This is a genomic window from Streptomyces sp. NPDC006997, assembly GCF_040635175.1.
GTDB lineage: Bacteria > Actinomycetota > Actinomycetes > Streptomycetales > Streptomycetaceae > Streptomyces.
Genome location: NZ_JBEYHH010000022.1, coordinates 30,084 through 49,194, shown reverse-complemented (window position 1 = coordinate 49,194; position 19,111 = coordinate 30,084). Strand labels below are relative to the sequence as shown.

The following is a 19,111-nucleotide window of genomic DNA, read 5'->3' as shown; positions in this document are numbered from 1 at the left end:
ATCGACTGACGGCCGCGGCCCCGCGATCCACTATCTGCCGCAGCTCCGCGATCGACAGAGCACCGCACCCCTTACGGCGTGACGATCGCGAAGTCCGGGTCCGGTGCCCCCAGGTACCCGAGCAGTTCCGTCAGTACCCCGATGTCGCCCTTGACCTCGACGTCCTCCCGCGCGGCCAGGCCGGACGGCTCGACGCCGCCGAGCAGGACGGCGCGCAGTTCCCGTTCCGGGAGGCTGATCTCGACGTCCGGGTCGGCGGCGGCCGGTCCGCTGCCCCGGACGTGGGTGAGCACGCCGTTGCGCAGCCGCATCGTGATCCGCTCGCCGTCCGTCAGGTTCCAGCGCACGGTGATGTCCGCGTCCCAGCCGCGCGGGCCGTCCACCCGGATCGCGAGGGCGTCGAACAGCTGCTCCAGGGTCAGCGCGGCGAGCAGGTCGGGCGCGACGGTGGAGGTGGGCGTGCCGACCGGCCCGTGCCGCAGCTCCAGCGCGCCCATGAGGTAGAAGTTCCGCCAGGTGCCGTTCTCGCTGCCGTATCCGAGCTGTTCCAGGGCGTCGGCCTGGAGGTCGCGGGCGCCGGGGTGGTCCGGGTCGGTGAACAGCACGTGGTTGACGATCTGGGCGACCCACCGGAAGTCGCCCTCGGCGAAGGACCGCCGGGCGTGCCGGAGCACCTCCTCGGCGCCGCCCATGGCCGCGACGTACCGCCGGGCGGACTCGACGGGCGGGTGTTCCCACAGGTGGGCCGGGTTGCCGTCGAACCAGCCCAGGTACCGCTGGTAGACGGCCTTGGTGTTGTGGTTGACGGAGCCGTAGTAGCCGTGGGTGTGCCAGGCGCCCTCCAGTGCCGGGGGCAGCTCGATCGTCTCGGCGATCTCCGTGGCCGTCAGTCCCTGGTTGAGCATCCGCAGGGTCTGGTCGTGCAGGTAGGCGTACAGGTCGCGCTGCTCGGACAGGAACCGCAGGGCCCGGTCGCGGCCCCAGACGGGCCAGTGGTGGGAGGCGAAGGCGACGTCGGTGGCGGTGCCGAAGAGGTCGACGGCCTCGGTGAGGTAGCGGGCCCACACGCGCGGGTCGCGGACCTGGGCGCCTCGGAGGGTGAGCAGGTTGTGGAGGTTGTGGGTGGCGTTCTCGGCCATGCAGAGCGCCGCGCGGTCGGGGAAGTGGACGTTCAGCTCGGCGGGGGCCTCGGTGCCGGGGGTGAGCTGGAAGACCATCCGGACGCCGTCCACGGTCACCGTCTCCCCGGTGCGACTGAGGTCGGCGGTCGGCGGGATCAGGCCGACCGTGCCGGTGGAGAGGGTCTGGCCGAGGCCCGCGCCGATCTGCCCGCGCTCGCCCCTGGGCAGCGCGGCGCCGTACATGTAGGCGGCGCGGCGGCTCATCGCCGTACCGGCGTAGACGTTCTCGCTGACCGCGTGTTCGAGGAAGCCGAGCGGGGCGAAGACCGGCACGCCCGCGGCCACGTCCGCGTCGGACACGACGCCGCGGACGCCGCCGAAGTGGTCGGCGTGGCTGTGGGTGTAGAGCACGCCGGTGACGGGGCGGTCGCCGCGGTGGGCGCGGTACAGGGCGAGGCCCGCGGCGGCGGTCTCGGCGCACAGCAGGGGGTCGATGACGAAGACGCCGTGGTCGCCCTCGACGAGCGTCATGTTCGACAGGTCGAAGCCGCGGACCTGGTAGATCCCGTCGGTCACCTCGAACAGGCCGTGGTCGGAGCAGAGCCTGCTCTGCCGCCACAGGCTGGGGTTGGCGGTGTCCGGGCAGTCCTGCGCGAGGAAGCCGTAGGCGTCCAGGTCCCACACCGTACGGCCCTCGGTGTCGCGTACGACGCTCTCGCTGGCGGTGCCCATGAAGCCGCGCCGGGCGTCGGCGAGGTCCTGGGTGTCGGCGAAGGGGAACCGGTTCCGTACGGCCTCGTTGGCGGCGGCGACGGAGGGCTCGGCGGGCTTGGTCTCGGTGTTGCGGGGCATCTCCGACTCCCTGGCGTCCTTCGTGCTGGCGTCCCCGGTCCGGCCTGGCGTCCTTCGTGCTGGCGTCCCCGGTCCGGCCTGGCGTCCTTCGTGCTGGCCGTCCCCGGCCCCCCTGGCGTCCTTCGTGCTGGCGTCCCCGGTCCGGCCTGACGTCCTTCGTGCTGGCGTCCCCGACCCCCCTGCCACCCTCACCCCGCCAGCGGGCGCGGACTACCCCGGAGGGCCATCCGGGGGCGCCGGACCACTCACTCCGACCAGCGCCCCACCGTGAACCCGAGCACGGAGCCGCCGCCCTCCCGCTGGTAGGCGAAGGGCCCGCCGCCGTGCGCCAGCGCCACCTCCCGCACGATGGACAGGCCGAGCCCGGAGCCGGGCAGGGAGCGGGCGTCGGCGGCGCGGTAGAACCGGTCGAAGACGCGGGTCAGGTCGTCGGCGGCGATCCCGGGCCCCCGGTCGAGCACCTCGACCCGCACGGGTCCCGTCCCCGCGTCCCCGTCCGCTCCGCTCACGCTGATCTCGATCGGCTCGGTGCCGTCCGCGTCGAACTTCGCCGCGTTCTCCACGAGGTTCGTCAGCGCCCGGGTCAGCAGCACCGGCCGCCCCTGCGTCACCGTGTCCCCGTCCGCCCGCACCAGGACGCGCCGCCCGGTACGGCGCCGGGCCGGCACGGCGACGTCCTCGGCGAGGTCGGCGAGGTCCACCCGCTGCGGCGGCTCGCTGTCCGACTGCCCGGCGGCGAGGTCGACCAGCTCGTTGACCAGGTCGGTCAGCTCCCGGGCCTCCTGCCCCAGGTCGGCGACGAGTTCCTCCCGGGCGTCGGGCGGCAGCTCGTCTATCCGGCTCAGCAGGGAGATGTTGGTGCGCAGCGACGTCAACGGCGTCCGCAGTTCGTGCCCCGCGTCCTGCACGAGGCGCCGCTGGTCCTCCTCCGACTGGGCGAGGCGGCCCAGCATCCGGTCGAAGGCCCGCCCCAGCCGCCCCACCTCGTCGTACCCGGTCACCGGCACCTGGATGCCGAGCCGCCGGGTGCGGGCGACGGCCTCCGCGGCGTCGGTGAGGACCACGAGACGCCGGGTGATGCGCCGCGCCAGCCACCAGCCGAACAGCCCCGCCGCGACCACCACCGCCCCCATCAGCACCCAGGTGCGCTGCTGGAGGGTGCGCAGCAGGTCCTCGGTGTCGCTGAACTCCTGCGCCACCTGCACCGCGCCCCGCCCGGCGCCGAGCGCGACCGTGGCGACCCGGTACACGTCGCTGCCGACGTCGACGCCCTGGTGCTGCGCCACCGTCCCGGCCGCCGACGCCGCCGCCACCTCCCGGTCGGCGCCGGTGACCGGCAGCCCCGGGCTCCCCGGGTCGACGACGGCACCGTCCGGCCCGAGCACCTGCACGTCCGTACGGGCCGGGCGGACGAAGTCGTGACCGGGCCCGGAGGAGAAGTCCCCCGGCTCCATCCGGTTGGCCCGCACCTCGGCCCGCAGGTCCTGCACGACCTCCGAGAACACCGACTGCTGGTCCACCCGCACCAGCCGGGCCGCCGCGTTGTACGACAGGATGCCGACGATCACCGTGACGGCGGCCGTCACCGCCGCGAACGACACCGCGAACGTGGTCCGCAGCGACAGCAGCCGCAGCCGACGGCCACGGCCCATCACCGCTCCCGCAGGACGTAGCCCACGCCGCGCACGGTGTGGATCAGCTGCGGCGCGCCCGGCTCGTCGAGCTTGCGGCGCAGGTAGCCGACGTACACGGCGAGGTTCTTGGAACCGGGGCCGAAGTCGTAGCCCCAGATGCGGTCGTAGATGGTGGCGTGGTCGAGGACGGTGCCCGCGTTGCGCACCAGCAGTTCCAGCAGCTCGAACTCGGTGCGGGTCAGCTCCAGTTCGCGCGCACCGCGCCAGGCCCGCCGGGCGCGCGGGTCCATGCGGATCCCGGCGGCCCCGATGAGCCGCGGGTCGTTCAGCGGCGCCCGTCCGGCGGTGTCTGGCGCGTCGCGGGTCAGGGGCCCGCCGTCCGCGCTGGTGCGGCGCAGCAGGGCGCGCAGCCGGGCGAAGACCTCGTCCACGTCGAACGGCTTGACGACGTAGTCGTCCGCGCCCGCGTCCAGGCCGGCGATCCGGTCCTGGGTCTCCACCAGCGCGGTCAGCATCAGGATGGGGGTGCGGTCGCCCTCGGCGCGCAGCACCCGGCAGACCTGGAGCCCGTCTATGCCGGGCATCATCACGTCGAGGACGAGCACGTCGGGCGGGGTGCGGTGGGCGCTGGCGAGGGCCTCGACGCCGTCGGCGACCGCGGTGACGTCGTAGCCCTCCAGGGTCAGGGCGCGCTCCAGGGCGTGCCGGATCGCGCGGTCGTCCTCGGCGAGCAGAACAGTGGGGGCCACGGGTCCAGTGTGGCGCAGCGTTCCGGCCGTAAGGTCGGGGGTGTGCCGTACGGCCGGGCTTCTTGCCGCTGTCTCACCCGGCGGGCCGGAGCGCGGCGAGCCGCTGCTCGAAGGGGACGACGTCGGGCTCGGCGGCCTGGGGGGCGCTGGCGGCCGGCCCGGTCATCAGGCGGGCCAGCTCCCCGGCCGCCCGTTCGATACGGCCGTCGAGGCCCTCGGCGCCCCAGTCCTCGGAGGCGGCGTACACCGCGGTCGGTACGACCACGGCGTGCAGGTAGGCGAAGAGCGGGCGCAGCGCGTGCTCCAGGACCAGCGAGTGCCGGGCGGTGCCGCCGGTCGCGGCGACCAGCACCGGCTTCCCGGCGAGCGCGTCGGGTTCGACGACGTCGAAGAACGACTTGAACAGCCCGCTGTACGACGCCGAGAACACCGGCGTGACGACGATCAGCCCGTCCGCCTCGGTCACCGCCGTGAGGGCGGCGGCCAGCGACGGCCCGGCGAACCCGTTGGTGAAGTGGTGCGCGATCTCCACGGCCAGCTCGCGCAGCTCCACCACCCGGACCTCGGCGGCCGGGGCCTGCGCGCGGGTGGCGGCGGCCAGCCGGTCGGCGAGCAGCCGGGTGGACGAGGGCACGCTCAGCCCCGCGGACACGACGACGAGCCTCATACGGCGGCTCCTTCCTTGGCGGCGAGCAGGGAGGCGTGGGTGGGCGCGTCCGGGACGTGCGCGGACCGCCCGGCGGCGAACTCCTTGCGCAGCACCGGCACGACCTCCTCGCCGAGCAGGTCGAGCTGTTCCAGGACGGTCTTCAGGGGCAGCCCGGCGTGGTCCATCAGGAACAGCTGGCGCTGGTAGTCACCGGCGTACTCCCGGAAGGCGAGCGTCTTCTCGATGACCTGCTGCGGGGAGCCCACGGTCAGCGGGGTCTGCTCGGTGAAGTCCTCCAGCGAGGGCCCGTGCCCGTACACCGGCGCGTTGTCGAAGTAGGGACGGAACTCCCGCACGGCGTCCTGCGAGTTCCTCCGCATGAAGACCTGCCCGCCGAGCCCGACGATGGCTTGCTCGGCGGTGCCGTGCCCGTAGTGGGCGTAGCGGCTGCGGTACAGCTCGACCATGCGCTTGGTGTGGTCGGCGGGCCAGAAGATGTTGTTGTGGAAGAACCCGTCACCGTAGTAGGCGGCCTGCTCGGCGATCTCGGGCGACCGGATCGACCCGTGCCAGACGAACGGCGGTACGCCGTCCAGCGGCCGGGGCGTCGAGGTGAAGCCCTGGAGCGGGGTGCGGAACTTGCCCTCCCAGTCGACGACGTCCTCGCGCCACAGGCGGCGCAGCAGGGCGTAGTTCTCGATGGCGAGGTTGATGCCCTCCCGGATGTCCTTGCCGAACCACGGGTAGACCGGGCCGGTGTTGCCGCGGCCCATCATCAGGTCCACCCGGCCGTCGGCCAGGTGCTGGAGCATGGCGTAGTCCTCGGCGATCTTCACCGGGTCGTTGGTGGTGATCAGGGTGGTGGAGGTGGAGAGGATCAGCCGCTCGGTGCGGGCCGCGACGTAACCGAGCATGGTCGTGGGCGAGGAGGGCACGAAGGGCGGGTTGTGGTGCTCGCCGGTGGCGAAGACGTCCAGGCCGACCTCCTCGGCCTTCAGCGCGATGGCGACCATCGCCTTGATCCGCTCCCGCTCGGTGGGCGTACGGCCCGTCGTCGGGTCCGGTGTGACGTCCCCGACGGTGAAGATCCCGAACTGCGTGGACTGCATGGCCGCTCACCCTCCAAGTGGTTGACCGTTCAACTATACCGGTGAACGGGTCAGGGACGACCGTTATTCCGACGACCGTTCCCCACCCCGCCCCCTGGCCGGAACCGCGCCAGAGGGGCCCGTGCGAAGCTGCCCCATGCTCATCCTCCGCTCCGCCGCCCTCTTCGTCCTCGCCGCCCTCTTCGAGATCGGCGGCGCCTGGCTGGTCTGGCAGGGCGTGCGCGAACACCGCGGCTGGCTGTGGATCGGCGGCGGCGTGCTGGCCCTCGGCGCCTACGGCTTCGCCGCCACGCTCCAGCCCGACGCCCACTTCGGCCGCATCCTCGCGGCGTACGGCGGCGTGTTCGTCGCGGGCTCGCTGGCCTGGGGCGCGGTGGCGGACGGCTACCGCCCGGACCGCTGGGACGTCACGGGCGCGCTGGTCTGCCTGGCGGGCATGGCCCTGATCATGTGGGCCCCCCGCGACGCCTGAGGCCGCACCCCGCCCACCTATCCTGACGGAGTCGCCTTCGACCGCCCGCCCACCCGCCCGAGGAGCAAGCCATGGCCCCCGCCGCCCCGTCCGCCGCCTCCCGCATCGCCGTCGTCACCGGTGCGAGCGGCGGCATCGGCGCCGCCACCGCGCGGCAGCTCGCCGCGGCGGGCTACCGGGTCGTCCTGACGGCCCGCCGCAAGGACCGCATCGAGGCCCTCGCGGAGGAGATCAACGCCGCGGGCCACGCGGCGACGGCGTACCAGCTCGACGTCACCGACCGCGCCGCCGTCGACGAGTTCGCGACCGCCTTCCAGACCGTCGGCGTGCTGGTCAACAACGCGGGCGGCGCGCTCGGCGCCGACCCGGTGGCCACCGGCGACCCGGCCGACTGGCGCACGATGTACGAGACCAACGTCCTCGGCACCCTCCACGTCACCCAGGCCCTCCTGCCCAAGCTGGAGGCCAGCGGCGACGGCACGGTGGTCGTCCTCTCCTCCACCGCGGGCCACGGCACCTACGAGGGCGGCGCGGGCTACGTCGCCGCCAAGCACGGCGCCCACGTCCTCGCCGAGACCCTCCGCCTGGAGATCGTCGGCCGCCCGGTGCGCGTCATCGAGATCGCCCCCGGCATGGTCAGGACCGACGAGTTCGCCCTCACCCGCTTCGGCGGCGACACGGAGAAGGCGGCCAGGGTCTACGAGGGCGTCGCCCAACCCCTGACCGCCGACGACGTCGCCGACACCGTCACCTGGGCGGTCACCCGCCCCTCCCACGTCAACGTGGACCTCCTGATCGTCCGCCCCCGCGCCCAGGCGTCGAACACGAAGGTGCACCGGGAGCGCTGAGCCGCGCCCGGCCCTCAGCCCTTCACACAGACGACCTGCCTCAGCTTCGCCACCACCGTGACGAGGTCCCGCTGCTGGTCGATGACCTGCTCGATCGGCTTGTAGGCGCCGGGGATCTCGTCCACGACCCCGGAGTCCTTGCGGCACTCCACCCCGCGCGTCTGCTCCTCCAGGTCCTTGATGGAGAACCGGCGCTTGGCGGCGTTGCGGCTCATCCGCCGACCGGCGCCGTGCGAGGCGGAGTTGAAGGACTTCTCGTTACCGAGGCCCTTCACGATGTACGAACCGGTGCCCATGGAACCGGGGATGATGCCGTACTCCCCGGAGCCCGCGCGGATCGCGCCCTTGCGGGTCACGAGCAGGTCCATACCGTCGTACCGCTCCTCCGCCACGTAGTTGTGGTGGCAGGAGATCTCCTGCTCGAACGTCGGCTTCGCCTTCTTGAACTCCTTGCGGACGACGTCCTTCAGCAGCGCCATCATGATCGTGCGGTTGTGCTTGGCGTACTCCTGCGCCCAGAACAGGTCGTTGCGGTACGCCGCCATCTGCGGGGTGTCCGCGACGAAGACGGCGAGGTCGCGGTCGACGAGGCCCTGGTTGTGCGGCAGCTTCTGCGCGAGGCCGATGTGGTGCTCGGCCAGCTCCTTGCCGATGTTCCGGGATCCAGAGTGCAGCATGAGCCACACCGAATCGGACATATCTACACAAACCTCAACGAAGTGGTTTCCCCCGCCGAGCGTCCCCATCTGATGGGTCGCCCGGTCCTGACGGAACCTCACCGCCTCCGCGACCCCGCCGAACCGCCCCCAGAAGTCGTCCCACCCCGCCGTGGCCAGCCCGTGCAGGCGCCTCGGGTCGACGGGGGAGTCGTGCATCCCCCGCCCCACCGGAATGGCCTGCTCGATGCGCGAGCGCAGTCGGGACAGGTCGCCGGGCAGGTCGTTGGCGGTCAGCGAGGTCCGTACCGCCGACATCCCGCACCCGATGTCCACCCCGACCGCCGCCGGACACACCGCGCCCCGCATGGCGATCACGGAGCCGACCGTCGCGCCCTTGCCGTAGTGCACGTCCGGCATCACCGCGAGGCCCTCGATCCAGGGCAGCGTGGACACGTTCCGCAACTGCTGGAGCGCGACGTCCTCCACCGACGCGGGGTCGGTCCACATCCGGATCGGTACCTTCGCGCCCGGCATCTCCACGTACGACATCAAGCCTCATCCCCCAGAACCACAGAAAAGTCTACGAACACCGTCAGAAGTCAGGAATCGCAAAACCGGCGCCAAGGTCAACGAAAGGGACAGCGGACCGGCGTCCACGGCAGCGCGTGCGATACACATTGTCCTCCGGACACACCCCCGCCCGGCAACCGATTAACCTGCGGGGACACACCGAGAGGAGCCTGACCGTGCAGCGGAAGGCGTACGTACCCGGCGTCGCCGCGCTCCTCGCGGCCCTGCTCGCGGGCTGCACCGGCGGCTCCGACACCGGCGGCACGGCCGACGGCTCCAACTCCGAGGACACCGGCACCGCCACGACCACCGCCCAGCCCGGCCGCTACCGCACCCTCCCCGAACCCTGCGGCGCGGTCGGCGAGGACACCCTGGACTCCCTGCTCCCCGGCATCACCCGGCTCACCGACGAGGACCAGCGCGAGAAGGCGTACGCGGGCGAGGCCACGCTCACCTACGACAACGACCGCAAGGTGGGCTGCCGCTGGAAGGTCGAGTCCAGCACCGCCACCGACCGCCTCCACATCGACCTCGAACGCGTGGTGTCGTACGACGACACCGTCAGCGACGACAGCCAGGCCGAGCAACTCTTCGCCACGCTCCAGGACACGGCGGACCTCCCCGCCCCCACCGCGACCGGCACGACGGACGCGGCACCGAAACGGGAGAAGGAGACGGCGACACACGCCGCCTCCCCCTCCACGGACCCCTCCCCCTCCGCCCCCACCCCCGACCTCCAGCCCCGCCTCCTCGACGACCTCGGCGACGAGGCGTTCGTCGACGACGAGCTGAGCAGCGCCGGTTCCACGGCCCAGCAGCGGACGGTGACTGTGGCGTTCCGCACGTCGAACGTCATCGTGACCATCGAGTACGAGGAGCAGGCCGCGGCCGTCGGCGTCGTACCGGACAGCGAGGAAATGCAGGACAGGGCGCGGAAACTGGCCTCCCGACTGGCCGACTCCCTGTCCGGCTGACGCCGTACGGCCCCCACCCTGCCCCCTCCGCGAAGGCGCCGAAGCCCGCTCGCGCCCACCCCGCACCGCGTACCGTGGCCCCTCGGACCCGATCCGACCGCAGGGAATCACGAAGCGTCATGAGTGAAGGAACCATGCAGCGACGAGCAGAGCGAGCCGAGGACCAGCGTGACCAGCGTGCGGGGCGGTCGTCCCGTCTGAGCCGTGCCCTCGTCGGCGCGGCCACCGTCCCCGTCCTGCTGATCGCCGCGGGCTGCTCCTCGGACTCCGACTCCGGCGACGACGCCAAGAAGGCCTCCGAGAGCGCCGCGAGCACCTCCGCGAGCCCCTCCCCCACCGTCCAGGCGGCGGTGTACGGGACGCTGCCCGAGCCGTGCCGGATGCTGGCGAAGAAGACCCTGGAGGACCTGGTGCCCGAGGGCACCAAGGGCAAGGAGGGCAGCTCCGACGACACCTCCACCCGCGCCAACTGCTCCTGGGACAGCCTGGACAACAACGGCGTCAAGGGCTCCCAGTTCCGCTGGCTGAACGTCGCCCTGCTCCGCTTCGACTCCGACGTCAGCCGCGGCGCGGGCGACGAGCGCGCCCGGGAGTACTACGCCAAGCAGGTCGAGGACGCCCGGGCGGCGGACGGCGCCAGGAACACCAAGGCCGAGCCGCTCGGCGGCACCGGCGACGAGGCGACCCTCGTCCGCTACGACCTGAAGAAGAAGGAAGGCGCCTTCAAGCAGCAGACGGTCGTCGCCCGGGTCGAGAACGTCGTCATCACCCTCGACTACAACGGCGCGGGCCTCGCGGGCGACAAGACCCCCGACGGCGACGACCTGGCGAAGGCCGCGACGAAGGCGGCGAAGGAGGCGGTGGCGGCCCTGAAGGCGACGCTGGGCGACGCGGGCGGCACCAGCGCGTCCCCCTCCCAGTCCGCCTCAAAGTCGGCGTCAGCGGCCAAGAAGGACTGAGAGCAGTACCGGCCACCCGTCCCCCGCACACGTGTGCCACTCTGTTGGGCGCGCAACAACACGCAGTGGGAGGGGAGTACGGGTGGCCGCGCCACTTCAGCTGACACGGATGCACCGCGTCCTCATAGGCGTGGTCGTCTTCGGTGCCGTCATCATCGCGGGCATCGGCTTCGCGGGTTCGTACGCAGCCGTACGCGAACTCGCCCTAGAGAAGGGCTTCGGGAACTTCTCCTACGTCTTCCCGATCGGCATCGACGCGGGCATCTGCGTCCTGCTCGCCCTGGACCTGCTCCTCACCTGGATCCGGATCCCCTTCCCGCTGCTGCGCCAGACGGCCTGGCTGCTGACCGCGGCGACGATCGCGTTCAACGGCGCCGCCGCCTGGCCGGACCCGCTGGGCGTGGGGATGCACGGCGTGATCCCGATCCTGTTCGTGGTCTCCGTCGAGGCCGCCCGGCACGCCATCGGCCGCATCGCCGACATCACCGCCGACAAGCACATGGAGGGCGTCCGCCTCACCCGCTGGCTGCTCTCGCCCGTGCCCACCTTCCTCCTCTGGCGCCGGATGAAGCTGTGGGAGCTGCGCTCCTACGAGCAGGTCATCAAGCTGGAGCAGGAACGCCTCGTCTACCAGGCCCGCCTCCGCTCCCGCTTCGGCCGCTCCTGGCGCCGCAAGGCCCCCGTCGAGTCCCTGATGCCGCTGCGCCTGGCCCGCTACGGCGTCCCCCTCGCGGAAACGGCCCCCGCGGGCCTGGCGGCGGCGGGCATCGAACCGGCGCTCCTGCCCCCGGCGCCGTCCCCGTCCCCGGACCTGCCCGCGCTCACCGAGTCCGCGCCCGTCCCCCAGGCGACGGCACCCTCCGGCGAGCAGCGCCCCCAACTGGCCGGCGACCCGCCCCCCGGCCAGCAGCCGCCCCCCGCGCCCGAGCCCCGCGCCGACGAGCCCCAGAACCCGTGGCTCCAGGCCCGCGACCCCCGGACCACCGAGTACCACGGCGGCTACGACCCCACGTACGACCCGGACGCCGCCTACGCCCAGTGGTACGAGGAGCAGCAGCAGGCCGAGGAGTACCGCGCCCAGTACGAGGCGCCGTTCGAGGAGCCCCCGTCGATGGAGGACACCGGCAGCTTCCCCATCCCGGTGGGCCCCAACCGCACCCGGGAACTGGGCGAGGGCGGCGGGACGGCGGCGCCGGAGGCGCCGGACGAGGAGGCGTACTACCAGGTCTTCAAGCAGTCGATCAACGGCAGCTACCCCACCCCGCGTGAGTTCGGCGAGAACGTGGAGGCGGAGTTCCGCCTGGACCTCCCCGCGGAGGAGGCCAAGCGCATGGTCAACCGCTTCACGAACCGCTACAACGCGGAACTTGAGGAAGACCACATCGCGTGAGTACGAGGAGGGGGCGCCCGGCATGACCGCCGGGCGCCCCCTCCTCGTACGGGAACCGCTTCCCCTCGGACCTACTGCCCGAGCAGCCGCCGCACCCGCTCCTGTCCCACCGCCATCAGCAGGGTGGGCAGCCGGGGCCCGGTGTCCCGCCCGACCAGCAGGTGGTAGAGCAGCGCGAAGAACGACCGCTGGGCCGTCTTGATCTCCGCCGGCAGCTCCTTGGGCGTGGCGTCCGCGGAGAACCCGGCCTGCACCTTGGGAACGCCGTAGACGAGGTGGGTCAGCCCGTCCAGCGACCAGTGGTCGGCGAGCCCGTCGAGCAGCAGCCGCAGCGAGCCCTGGGCCTGCTCGTCCAGGGACTTCAGCAGCTCGGCGTCGGGCTCGTCCCGCACGATGGTCCGCTGGTCGGCGGGGACCTGCGTGTTGATCCAGGCCTCGGCCTTGTCCAGGCGGGGCCGTACCTCGTCGAGCGAGCGCACCGGCCGCTCCGGGTCCAGCTCGCTCAGGATCCGCAGCGCCTGGTCCTCGTGCCCGGCGGTGACGTCGGCGACGGACGCGAGCGTCCGGTACGGCATCGGCCGGGGCGTGCGCGGCAGCTCACCGGCGGCGGTGCCGACGGCACGGGAGTGCGCGGCGACGTCGGCGGGCAGCGCGGAGCCGTCGGTGACCTTGGCGTCCAGGCGGTCCCACTCGTCGTAGAGGCGCTGGATCTCCTGGTCGAAGGCGACCTTGAAGGACTGGTTGGGGCGGCGGCGGGCGTACAGCCAGCGCAGCAGCTGCGGCTCCATGATCTTCAGCGCGTCGGCGGGGGTGGGCACGCCGCCCTTCGAGGACGACATCTTGGCCATGCCGCTGATCCCGACGAAGGCGTACATGGGCCCGATGGGCTGCTGTCCGCCGAAGATCCCGACGATCTGCCCGCCGACCTGGAAGGACGAGCCGGGTGAAGAGTGGTCGACGCCGCTGGGCTCGAACACGACGCCCTCGTAGGCCCACCGCATGGGCCAGTCGACCTTCCACACCAGCTTGCCGCGGTTGAACTCGTTCAGCCGGACGGTCTCGGAGAAGCCGCACGCCGTGCAGGCGTAGGTCAGCTCGGTGGTCTCGTCGTCGTAGCCGGTGACGGTGGTGAGGTCCTTCTCGCAGTTGCCGCAGTACGGCTTGTACGGGAAGTACCCGGCGGTGCCGGAGCTGCCGTCGTCCTCGCTGGCCGCGCCGGACCCCTCGGCGGCCTCCAGCTCGGCCTCGTCGACGGGCTTCTGCGACGCCTTCTTGGCCGGGGCCTTCTTCGTCCGGTACTGGTCGAGGATGGCGTCGATGTCCCCGCGGTGCCGCATGGCGTGCAGGATCTGCTCGCGGTAGACGCCGGAGGTGTACTGCTCGGTCTGGCTGACGCCGTCGAACTCGACGCCCAGCTCGGCCAGCGACTCGACCATGGCGGCCTTGAAGTGCTCGGCCCAGTTGGCGTGCGGGGACCCCTCGGGCGCGGGCACGGAGGTCAGCGGCTTGCCGATGTGCTCGGCCCAGGACCCGTCGACGCCGGGCACCCCGGCGGGCACCTTGCGGTACCGGTCGTAGTCGTCCCAGGAGATGAGGTGCCGCACCTCGATCCCGCGCCGCCGGATCTCGTCGGCGACGAGGTGCGGGGTCATGACCTCGCGGAGGTTCCCCAGGTGGATGGGCCCGGACGGTGACAGCCCGGACGCGACGACGACCGGTTTGCCCGGGGCCCGACGCTCCGACTCCGCAACGACGTCATCCGCGAAACGGGAGACCCAGTCGGTGGTCTCGGTGCTCTGAGCCACGATCGGCACGTCCTCTTTATCCAGAAGTTCCCACAACCCAGCCGCGCCATCCACGACTGCCCGCCCCATTCTCCCAGCTCCCCCCACCACGACGAAAACGCGTTACGCCCGACCCGCGCGGCCGGGGGCGGCACCCACCCATCGCCCCCACCGCCCCCCGTACACGGAAAAACCCCTTTACCCCCCGTGGGATACTGACCCCATCCACCCGCACCCACGAGGAGAACGGCACCCACCCCATGGCCCCGGTCACGTCCCTCACCGCCACCGTCCACCAGCACCTCGCCGCCGCCCTCGCCTCCACCCTCCCGGAGGCCGACGGAGTCGACCCGCTGCTGCGACGTAGCGACCGGGCCGACTTCCAGGCCAACGGCATCCTCGCGCTCGCGAAGAAGGCCAAGGCCAACCCCCGCGACCTCGCGACCCGGGTCGTCGCCCAGGTCACCACCGGCGACGTGATCAGGGACATCGAGGTCTCCGGCCCCGGCTTCCTCAACATCACCGTCACCGACCAGGCGATCACCGACAACCTCGCCGCCCGCGCCACCGACCCGGACGCCCGCCTCGGCGTGCCCACCACCGCCACCCCCGGCACCACGGTCATCGACTACGCCCAGCCGAACGTGGCGAAGGAGATGCACGTAGGCCACCTCCGCTCCGCGGTGATCGGCGACTCGGTCGTCCAGCTCCTGGAGTTCACCGGCGAGAACGTGGTGCGCCGCCACCACATCGGCGACTGGGGCACCCAGTTCGGCATGTTGATCCAGTACCTGGACGAGCACCCGCACGAGCTGGACCACAAGGCGTCCCAGGTGACCGGCGAGGAGGCCATGTCGAACCTCGACCGCCTCTACAAGTCGGCCCGCAGGCTGTTCGACTCGGACGACGCGTTCAAGACGCGGGCCCGCCGCAGGGTGGTCGACCTCCAGGCGGGCGACCCGCACACGCTCGCGACCTGGCAGAAGTTCGTCGACGAGTCGAAGATCTACTTCTTCTCCGTCTTCGAGAAGCTGGACATGGAGGTCCGGGACCCGGACATCGTCGGAGAGTCCGGCTACAACGACATGCTCGCGGAGACCTGCCGCCTCCTGGAGGAGTCGGGTGTCGCGGTCCGCTCGGAGGGCGCGCTCTGCGTGTTCTTCGACGACGTCAAGGGCCCGGACGGCAACCCGGTCCCGCTGATCGTCCAGAAGTCGGACGGCGGCTACGGCTACGCGGCCACGGACCTCTCCGCGATCCGCGACCGGGTCTTCCACCTCAAGGCCGACACACTGCTCTACGTCGTGGACGCCCGCCAGTCCCTGCACTTCAAGATGGTCTTCGAGACGGCCCGCAGGGCGGGCTGGCTGAACGACGACGTGACGGCGCACCAGCTCGCCTTCGGCACGGTCCTCGGCAAGGACGGCAAGCCGTTCAAGACGCGTGAGGGCGAGACGGTCCGCCTGGTGGACCTGCTCGACGAGGCGGTCGACCGTGCCACGGCCGTCGTCCGCGAGAAGGACACCCAGCACCAGCTCACCGAGGCCGACATCGCCGACCGCGGCGCCCAGGTCGGCATCGGCGCGGTGAAGTACGCCGACCTGTCGACGTCGGCGAACCGCGACTACAAGTTCGACCTGGACCAGATGGTCTCGCTGAACGGCGACACGTCCGTGTACCTCCAGTACGCGTACGCCCGTATCCAGTCCATCCTCCGCAAGGCGGGCGAGGTCCGCCCGGCCCCCCACCCGGAGCTGGCGCTGCACGAGGCCGAGCGCGCCCTGGGCCTGCACGTCGACGCGTTCGCGGAGACGGTCGCGGAGGCGGCCTCGGAGTACGCCCCCCACAAGCTGGCGGCGTACCTGTACCAGCTGGCGTCGCTCTACACGACGTTCTACGACAAGTGCCCGGTGCTGAAGGCGGAGAGCCCGGCGCAGGTGGAGAACCGCCTGTTCCTCTGCGACATCACGGCCCGCACCCTCAACCAGGGCATGGCCCTCCTGGGCATCCGCACCCCCGAGCGCCTGTAGGGACGTACGCCGCCGCGCCCGGGGGAGTCGGTCCCTCAGGCGCGGCGGCGGCCGAACAGCCCCCGCACCCGCCGTCGCAGTGCCGGACCCAGCCGCACCAGGGCGCGCTTCTCGATGCCGCCGGTCCGGCGCTCCAGGGCGGCGAGCCGCTCGCGGGTGTCGTCGAGGCGGCGGGCCGTCTCCGTCGCCCGCTTCTCGGCGGCGGCGAGCCTGGCCTTCAGCTCCTTGTTCTCCCTGACCCGCTGTTCCATCCGCGCGTCGGCGGCGGCGAGCCGCTCCCGCAGCCGGGCCACGCGGTACCGCATGTGGCCGTCGTCGGAGCCGTCCCACACCGGCAGCGAGGCGGGCAGGTCGAGCCCGGCGAGGCGGGCGTCGAAGGCGGCGCCGCCGTCGCCGTGGGTGTAGGTGTTCCGCAGGTCGTTGCGGTCGAGGAAGGCGACGACCCGCTCGAACCGCTCCCGGTGCCCCTTGCGCAGGCCGGAGAAGTCGGCGCCCTCGTACAGCTCGCGCGCGTCGGTGTCGGCGGGCAGCCCGGTCAGCGTGCGGTACGGCAGGTCGAAGTACCGGCACAGTTCGAGGGTGCGGGAGTCGTGGCTGAGCAGGACCGCGGGCGTCCCGGCGAGCAGGGCGGCGATGGTGCCGTGCAGGCGGGTGCCGTAGGCGAAGTCGTAGCCGCGCAGTTCGTCGATCCAGGTGGCCGGGTCGAGCGGCATCCGCACCTTGTTCTCGCGCAGCAGGGCGTGGCTGAGCTGGAGCGGGAAGGGGTCCTCGTACCCGGACTCGGGGGTGGTGTCGCCCCAGAGCAGCAGCTCGGCGTCGTCGAGGTTCTGCGCGTAGTAGGTGAGGTGGGGGTAGCGCTCCCAGGCGGTGCGGGCGATGCCGGAGACGTCTCCCACGGGGACCGCGTCCGGGGAGAGGTTGAGGGCGATGCGGGAGGCGCCGGTCAGCTCGGCCGGACGGATCTCCGGGAAGGTGTCGCCGTACAGGAACATCGACGGGCAACCGATGATGTCGATCCGGTCGGCGGGGAACCCGAGTCCCCGGAGGTAGGACGCGGTCAGCTCGCCCCGGACGCCGAGGGACGCGGAACGCTCCAGCACGGCGGAGACGAAACGCTTCGCCGAGGCTTCCATCGGCCGCAGCCACCCGGTGTCGTAGTCGTCGGGCGCCTGCGCTCCGACGCCGAAGACGACGACGGGGATGGTGAGTTGCTCGATCAGCGTGGAGAGCCGGTCGAGCGAGGCGTGGAAGCTGGGCCGGAAGGCGTTGGCGAGGGGGACGACGAAGACGTCGTACCGCTCGTTGATCTCCGCGGCGCGCCGGGCGGACGGGTCGGTGCGGATGCCGTTGGAGGTGACCTCGGTGTCCGGGGCCGACAGCATCTTGTGGGCGGAGTCGCTGAAGAGCAGGTTGCCGGTGTTGGTCCCGATCAGGTCCTGGTGGATGAACTCGGTCGGGGTCGCGACACGGAAGGGGCTCTTCCCGGACCGGATCAGGATGCGTCTCACGCGACGACACCCTACAGAGCGGTGAAGTTCGGGTGAAGGATGACCGCCCGACCGGTATCCGGCGGGCGGTCCCACTCCCGGTCGTCGTCTCAGACGAGGACCGGGGCCTCCTTGGGGTTGGGGCCGTACTTGTTCACGCCGGGCTGGCCGTCCAGGCAGGCGAACACCAGCAGCACGACGCCGCCGACGAACGGGACCGCCCCGATCAGGAGCCACCAGCCGGAGCGGCCGGTGTCGTGCAGACGGCGCACCCCCACGCTCAGCGAGGGCACCAGCATGGCGGCACCGAAGACGACGGGCAGCCAGGTCAGGTCGGCGGCCAGACCGACGCCCATCAGCACGACGTAGATGAGCGAGCTGAACAGCACGAACATCCAGTACTCCTTGCGGCGCGCGCGCCCACTGAACTCGGCGTACTTCTTGAGCGCCGCGATGAACCACTGCATGGCATCCCCCCAGGGATCGACGAAGGACCTGACCGAAAAGATCAGGCCAGACGTTGAACCTAGAAAGACTGACGAGAACCCGTCAACAAGACGGACCGAACCGAGGCCTCAGTGATCCCTAACCGTTGCCAAGCGCAGCCGGATCCTCCCTGGTCAGCGCAGCATCCGCGCCGCCTCCACGGCCCAGTACGTCAGGATGTTCCGCGCCCCGGCCCGCCGGATCCCGGTCAGCGTCTCCAGGATCGCCCGCTCCCGGTCGACCCAGCCCTTCTCGGCGGCGGCCTCGACCATCGAGTACTCCCCGGAGATCTGGTACGCCGCCACCGGCACGTCGACCGCGTCCGCGACCCGCGCCAGGATGTCGAGGTAGGGCCCGGCGGGCTTCACCATCACCATGTCGGCCCCCTCCTCCAGGTCGAGGGCCAGCTCCCGCATCGACTCCCGGAAGTTGGCGGGATCCTGCTGGTACGTCTTGCGGTCGCCCTTCAGCGACGACCCGACGGCCTCCCGGAAGGGCCCGTAGAAGGCGGACGAGTACTTGGCGGTGTACGCCAGGATCGCCACGTCCTCCCGCCCGATCTGGTCGAGCGCGTCCCGGACGACGCCGATCTGCCCGTCCATCATCCCGCTCGGCCCGAGGACATGGGCGCCCGCGTCGGCCTGCACCTGCGCCATCTCGGCGTACCGCTCAAGGGTCGCGTCGTTGTCGACGCGACCCTGGTCGTCGAGCACGCCGCAGTGCCCGTGATCCGTCGTCTCGTCGAGACACAGGTCGGACATGACCAGCAGGTCGTCCCCGACCTCGGCCCGCACGTCCCGCAGGGCCACCTGGAGGATCCCGTCCGGATCGGTCCCCGGCGTCCCGACCGCGTCCTTCTTCCCCTCCTCCGGCACCCCGAACAGCATGATCCCGGAGATCCCGGCGGCCACCGCCTCCGCCGCCGCCTTCTTCAGGCTGTCGCGCGTGTGCTGCACGACCCCCGGCATCGCCGCGATCGGCACCGGCTCGCTCACGCCCTCCCGCACGAACGCGGGCAGGATGAAGTCGGCGGGGTGCAGCCGCGTCTCGGCGACCATGCGCCGCATCACGGGCGTGGTACGCAGCCGCCGGGGGCGCGTACCCGGAAAGGATCCGTACGTCGTCGTCATACGCCCTAAGCTACGCCCGCCCCCTCCCCGGACTTGCCGACGCGGCGTCGGCGCCACCAGGGTCAGACGGCGAGCCCGCGCACGCGGAACCGCATGACGCGGTACGGCCAGCCCGCCCCGGCCGCCGAGCGGTCGCAGGCACAGTTCCCCGAACGCGCCGTCCAGGACGGGCGTGGGCGGGTTGCCCCAGGCCCAGCGGCCGTCGGGC

Annotated in this window: 16 protein-coding genes; 6 read left to right on the top strand and 10 right to left on the bottom strand. The window is 71.9% G+C overall.

What is annotated here, in order from left to right:
- Positions 1-71: 71 nt before the first annotated feature.
- From ABZ659_RS22425 to ABZ659_RS22405, 5 genes are all read right to left on the bottom strand, one after another.
- Positions 72-1,973 (bottom strand): alkyl sulfatase dimerization domain-containing protein, encoded by a 1,902-nt coding sequence (locus tag ABZ659_RS22425; protein ID WP_360222840.1) that lies wholly within the window; start codon positions 1,971-1,973, stop codon positions 72-74.
- A 245-nt stretch (positions 1,974-2,218) separates the two neighbouring features.
- Positions 2,219-3,625, bottom strand: a complete 1,407-nt coding sequence (locus ABZ659_RS22420; RefSeq protein ID WP_360222837.1) for a HAMP domain-containing sensor histidine kinase — start codon at positions 3,623-3,625, stop codon at positions 2,219-2,221.
- Complete coding sequence (locus ABZ659_RS22415) at positions 3,625-4,356, bottom strand: response regulator transcription factor (protein ID WP_360222834.1); 732 nt, start codon at positions 4,354-4,356, stop codon at positions 3,625-3,627. Before ABZ659_RS22415 ends, ABZ659_RS22420 begins: the two co-directional genes overlap by 1 nt.
- Before the next feature lie 73 nt (positions 4,357-4,429).
- Complete coding sequence (locus ABZ659_RS22410) at positions 4,430-5,023, bottom strand: FMN reductase (protein ID WP_360222831.1); 594 nt, start codon at positions 5,021-5,023, stop codon at positions 4,430-4,432.
- Positions 5,020-6,114: an LLM class flavin-dependent oxidoreductase gene (locus ABZ659_RS22405; RefSeq protein ID WP_360222828.1), complete on the bottom strand. Its 1,095-nt coding sequence runs from the start codon at positions 6,112-6,114 to the stop codon at positions 5,020-5,022. Before ABZ659_RS22405 ends, ABZ659_RS22410 begins: the two co-directional genes overlap by 4 nt.
- A 136-nt stretch (positions 6,115-6,250) precedes the next feature.
- Between ABZ659_RS22405 and ABZ659_RS22400 the strand changes: the two genes are divergently transcribed.
- Together ABZ659_RS22400 and ABZ659_RS22395 are read left to right on the top strand one after the other, a co-directional pair.
- Positions 6,251-6,586, top strand: a complete 336-nt coding sequence (locus tag ABZ659_RS22400) for a YnfA family protein (RefSeq protein WP_360222825.1) — start codon at positions 6,251-6,253, stop codon at positions 6,584-6,586.
- Positions 6,587-6,657: 71 nt separating this feature from the next.
- A complete protein-coding gene (locus ABZ659_RS22395) occupies positions 6,658-7,434 on the top strand; it encodes an SDR family NAD(P)-dependent oxidoreductase (RefSeq protein ID WP_360222822.1) in 777 nt (258 codons plus the stop codon).
- Positions 7,435-7,448: 14 nt separating this feature from the next.
- Here the strand turns inward: ABZ659_RS22395 and ABZ659_RS22390 are convergent, their stop codons facing one another.
- Entirely contained in the window at positions 7,449-8,642 is a 1,194-nt protein-coding gene (locus ABZ659_RS22390) for an RtcB family protein (RefSeq protein ID WP_360222819.1), read from the bottom strand.
- A 197-nt stretch (positions 8,643-8,839) separates the two neighbouring features.
- On the opposite strand from ABZ659_RS22390, the gene ABZ659_RS22385 reads away from it, so the two are divergent.
- From ABZ659_RS22385 to ABZ659_RS22375, 3 genes are all read left to right on the top strand, one after another.
- Positions 8,840-9,637, top strand: coding sequence for a DUF3558 domain-containing protein (locus tag ABZ659_RS22385; protein ID WP_360222816.1), 798 nt, complete (start codon positions 8,840-8,842; stop codon positions 9,635-9,637).
- 134 nt (positions 9,638-9,771) lie between these two features.
- The gene (locus ABZ659_RS22380; protein ID WP_360222813.1) at positions 9,772-10,596 is read left to right on the top strand and encodes a DUF3558 family protein; all 825 of its coding nucleotides are present in this window, start codon (positions 9,772-9,774) and stop codon (positions 10,594-10,596) included.
- Between the two features lie 109 nt (positions 10,597-10,705).
- Positions 10,706-11,986 carry a DUF2637 domain-containing protein gene (locus ABZ659_RS22375; protein WP_360223064.1) on the top strand — a complete coding sequence of 427 codons (1,281 nt, stop codon included), beginning with the start codon at positions 10,706-10,708 and terminating at the stop codon, positions 11,984-11,986.
- Positions 11,987-12,057: 71 nt separating this feature from the next.
- On the opposite strand, the gene lysS is transcribed toward ABZ659_RS22375, so the two are convergent.
- A complete protein-coding gene (gene lysS / locus ABZ659_RS22370; RefSeq protein WP_360222810.1) occupies positions 12,058-13,800 on the bottom strand; it encodes a lysine--tRNA ligase in 1,743 nt (580 codons plus the stop codon).
- 230 nt (positions 13,801-14,030) lie between these two features.
- On the opposite strand from lysS, the gene argS reads away from it, so the two are divergent.
- Complete coding sequence (gene argS, locus ABZ659_RS22365) at positions 14,031-15,800, top strand: arginine--tRNA ligase (RefSeq protein WP_360222807.1); 1,770 nt, start codon at positions 14,031-14,033, stop codon at positions 15,798-15,800.
- 35 nt (positions 15,801-15,835) lie between these two features.
- Here argS and ABZ659_RS22360 read toward each other — a convergent pair whose 3' ends face one another.
- From ABZ659_RS22360 to hemB, 3 genes are all read right to left on the bottom strand, one after another.
- The gene (locus ABZ659_RS22360; RefSeq protein ID WP_360222804.1) at positions 15,836-17,308 is read right to left on the bottom strand and encodes a polysaccharide pyruvyl transferase family protein; all 1,473 of its coding nucleotides are present in this window, start codon (positions 17,306-17,308) and stop codon (positions 15,836-15,838) included.
- An 89-nt stretch (positions 17,309-17,397) separates the two neighbouring features.
- Positions 17,398-17,754, bottom strand: coding sequence for a DUF805 domain-containing protein (locus ABZ659_RS22355; protein ID WP_360222801.1), 357 nt, complete (start codon positions 17,752-17,754; stop codon positions 17,398-17,400).
- A gap of 153 nt (positions 17,755-17,907) precedes the next feature.
- Entirely contained in the window at positions 17,908-18,903 is a 996-nt protein-coding gene (gene hemB / locus ABZ659_RS22350) for a porphobilinogen synthase (RefSeq protein WP_360222798.1), read from the bottom strand.
- Positions 18,904-19,111: the final 208 nt, after the last annotated feature.

Coding starts and splice junctions, on each gene's coding strand:
- ABZ659_RS22355 (WP_360222801.1), bottom strand. CDS start 17,754: ATGCAGTGGTTCATCGCGGCGCTCAAGAAGTACGCCGAGTTCAGTGGG.
- ABZ659_RS22425 (WP_360222840.1), bottom strand. CDS start 1,973: ATGCCCCGCAACACCGAGACCAAGCCCGCCGAGCCCTCCGTCGCCGCC.
- ABZ659_RS22395 (WP_360222822.1), top strand. CDS start 6,658: ATGGCCCCCGCCGCCCCGTCCGCCGCCTCCCGCATCGCCGTCGTCACC.
- ABZ659_RS22380 (WP_360222813.1), top strand. CDS start 9,772: ATGCAGCGACGAGCAGAGCGAGCCGAGGACCAGCGTGACCAGCGTGCG.
- ABZ659_RS22410 (WP_360222831.1), bottom strand. CDS start 5,023: ATGAGGCTCGTCGTCGTGTCCGCGGGGCTGAGCGTGCCCTCGTCCACC.
- hemB (WP_360222798.1), bottom strand. CDS start 18,903: ATGACGACGACGTACGGATCCTTTCCGGGTACGCGCCCCCGGCGGCTG.
- ABZ659_RS22405 (WP_360222828.1), bottom strand. CDS start 6,114: ATGCAGTCCACGCAGTTCGGGATCTTCACCGTCGGGGACGTCACACCG.
- ABZ659_RS22400 (WP_360222825.1), top strand. CDS start 6,251: ATGCTCATCCTCCGCTCCGCCGCCCTCTTCGTCCTCGCCGCCCTCTTC.
- ABZ659_RS22390 (WP_360222819.1), bottom strand. CDS start 8,642: ATGTCGTACGTGGAGATGCCGGGCGCGAAGGTACCGATCCGGATGTGG.
- ABZ659_RS22375 (WP_360223064.1), top strand. CDS start 10,706: ATGCACCGCGTCCTCATAGGCGTGGTCGTCTTCGGTGCCGTCATCATC.
- ABZ659_RS22420 (WP_360222837.1), bottom strand. CDS start 3,625: ATGGGCCGTGGCCGTCGGCTGCGGCTGCTGTCGCTGCGGACCACGTTC.
- argS (WP_360222807.1), top strand. CDS start 14,031: ATGGCCCCGGTCACGTCCCTCACCGCCACCGTCCACCAGCACCTCGCC.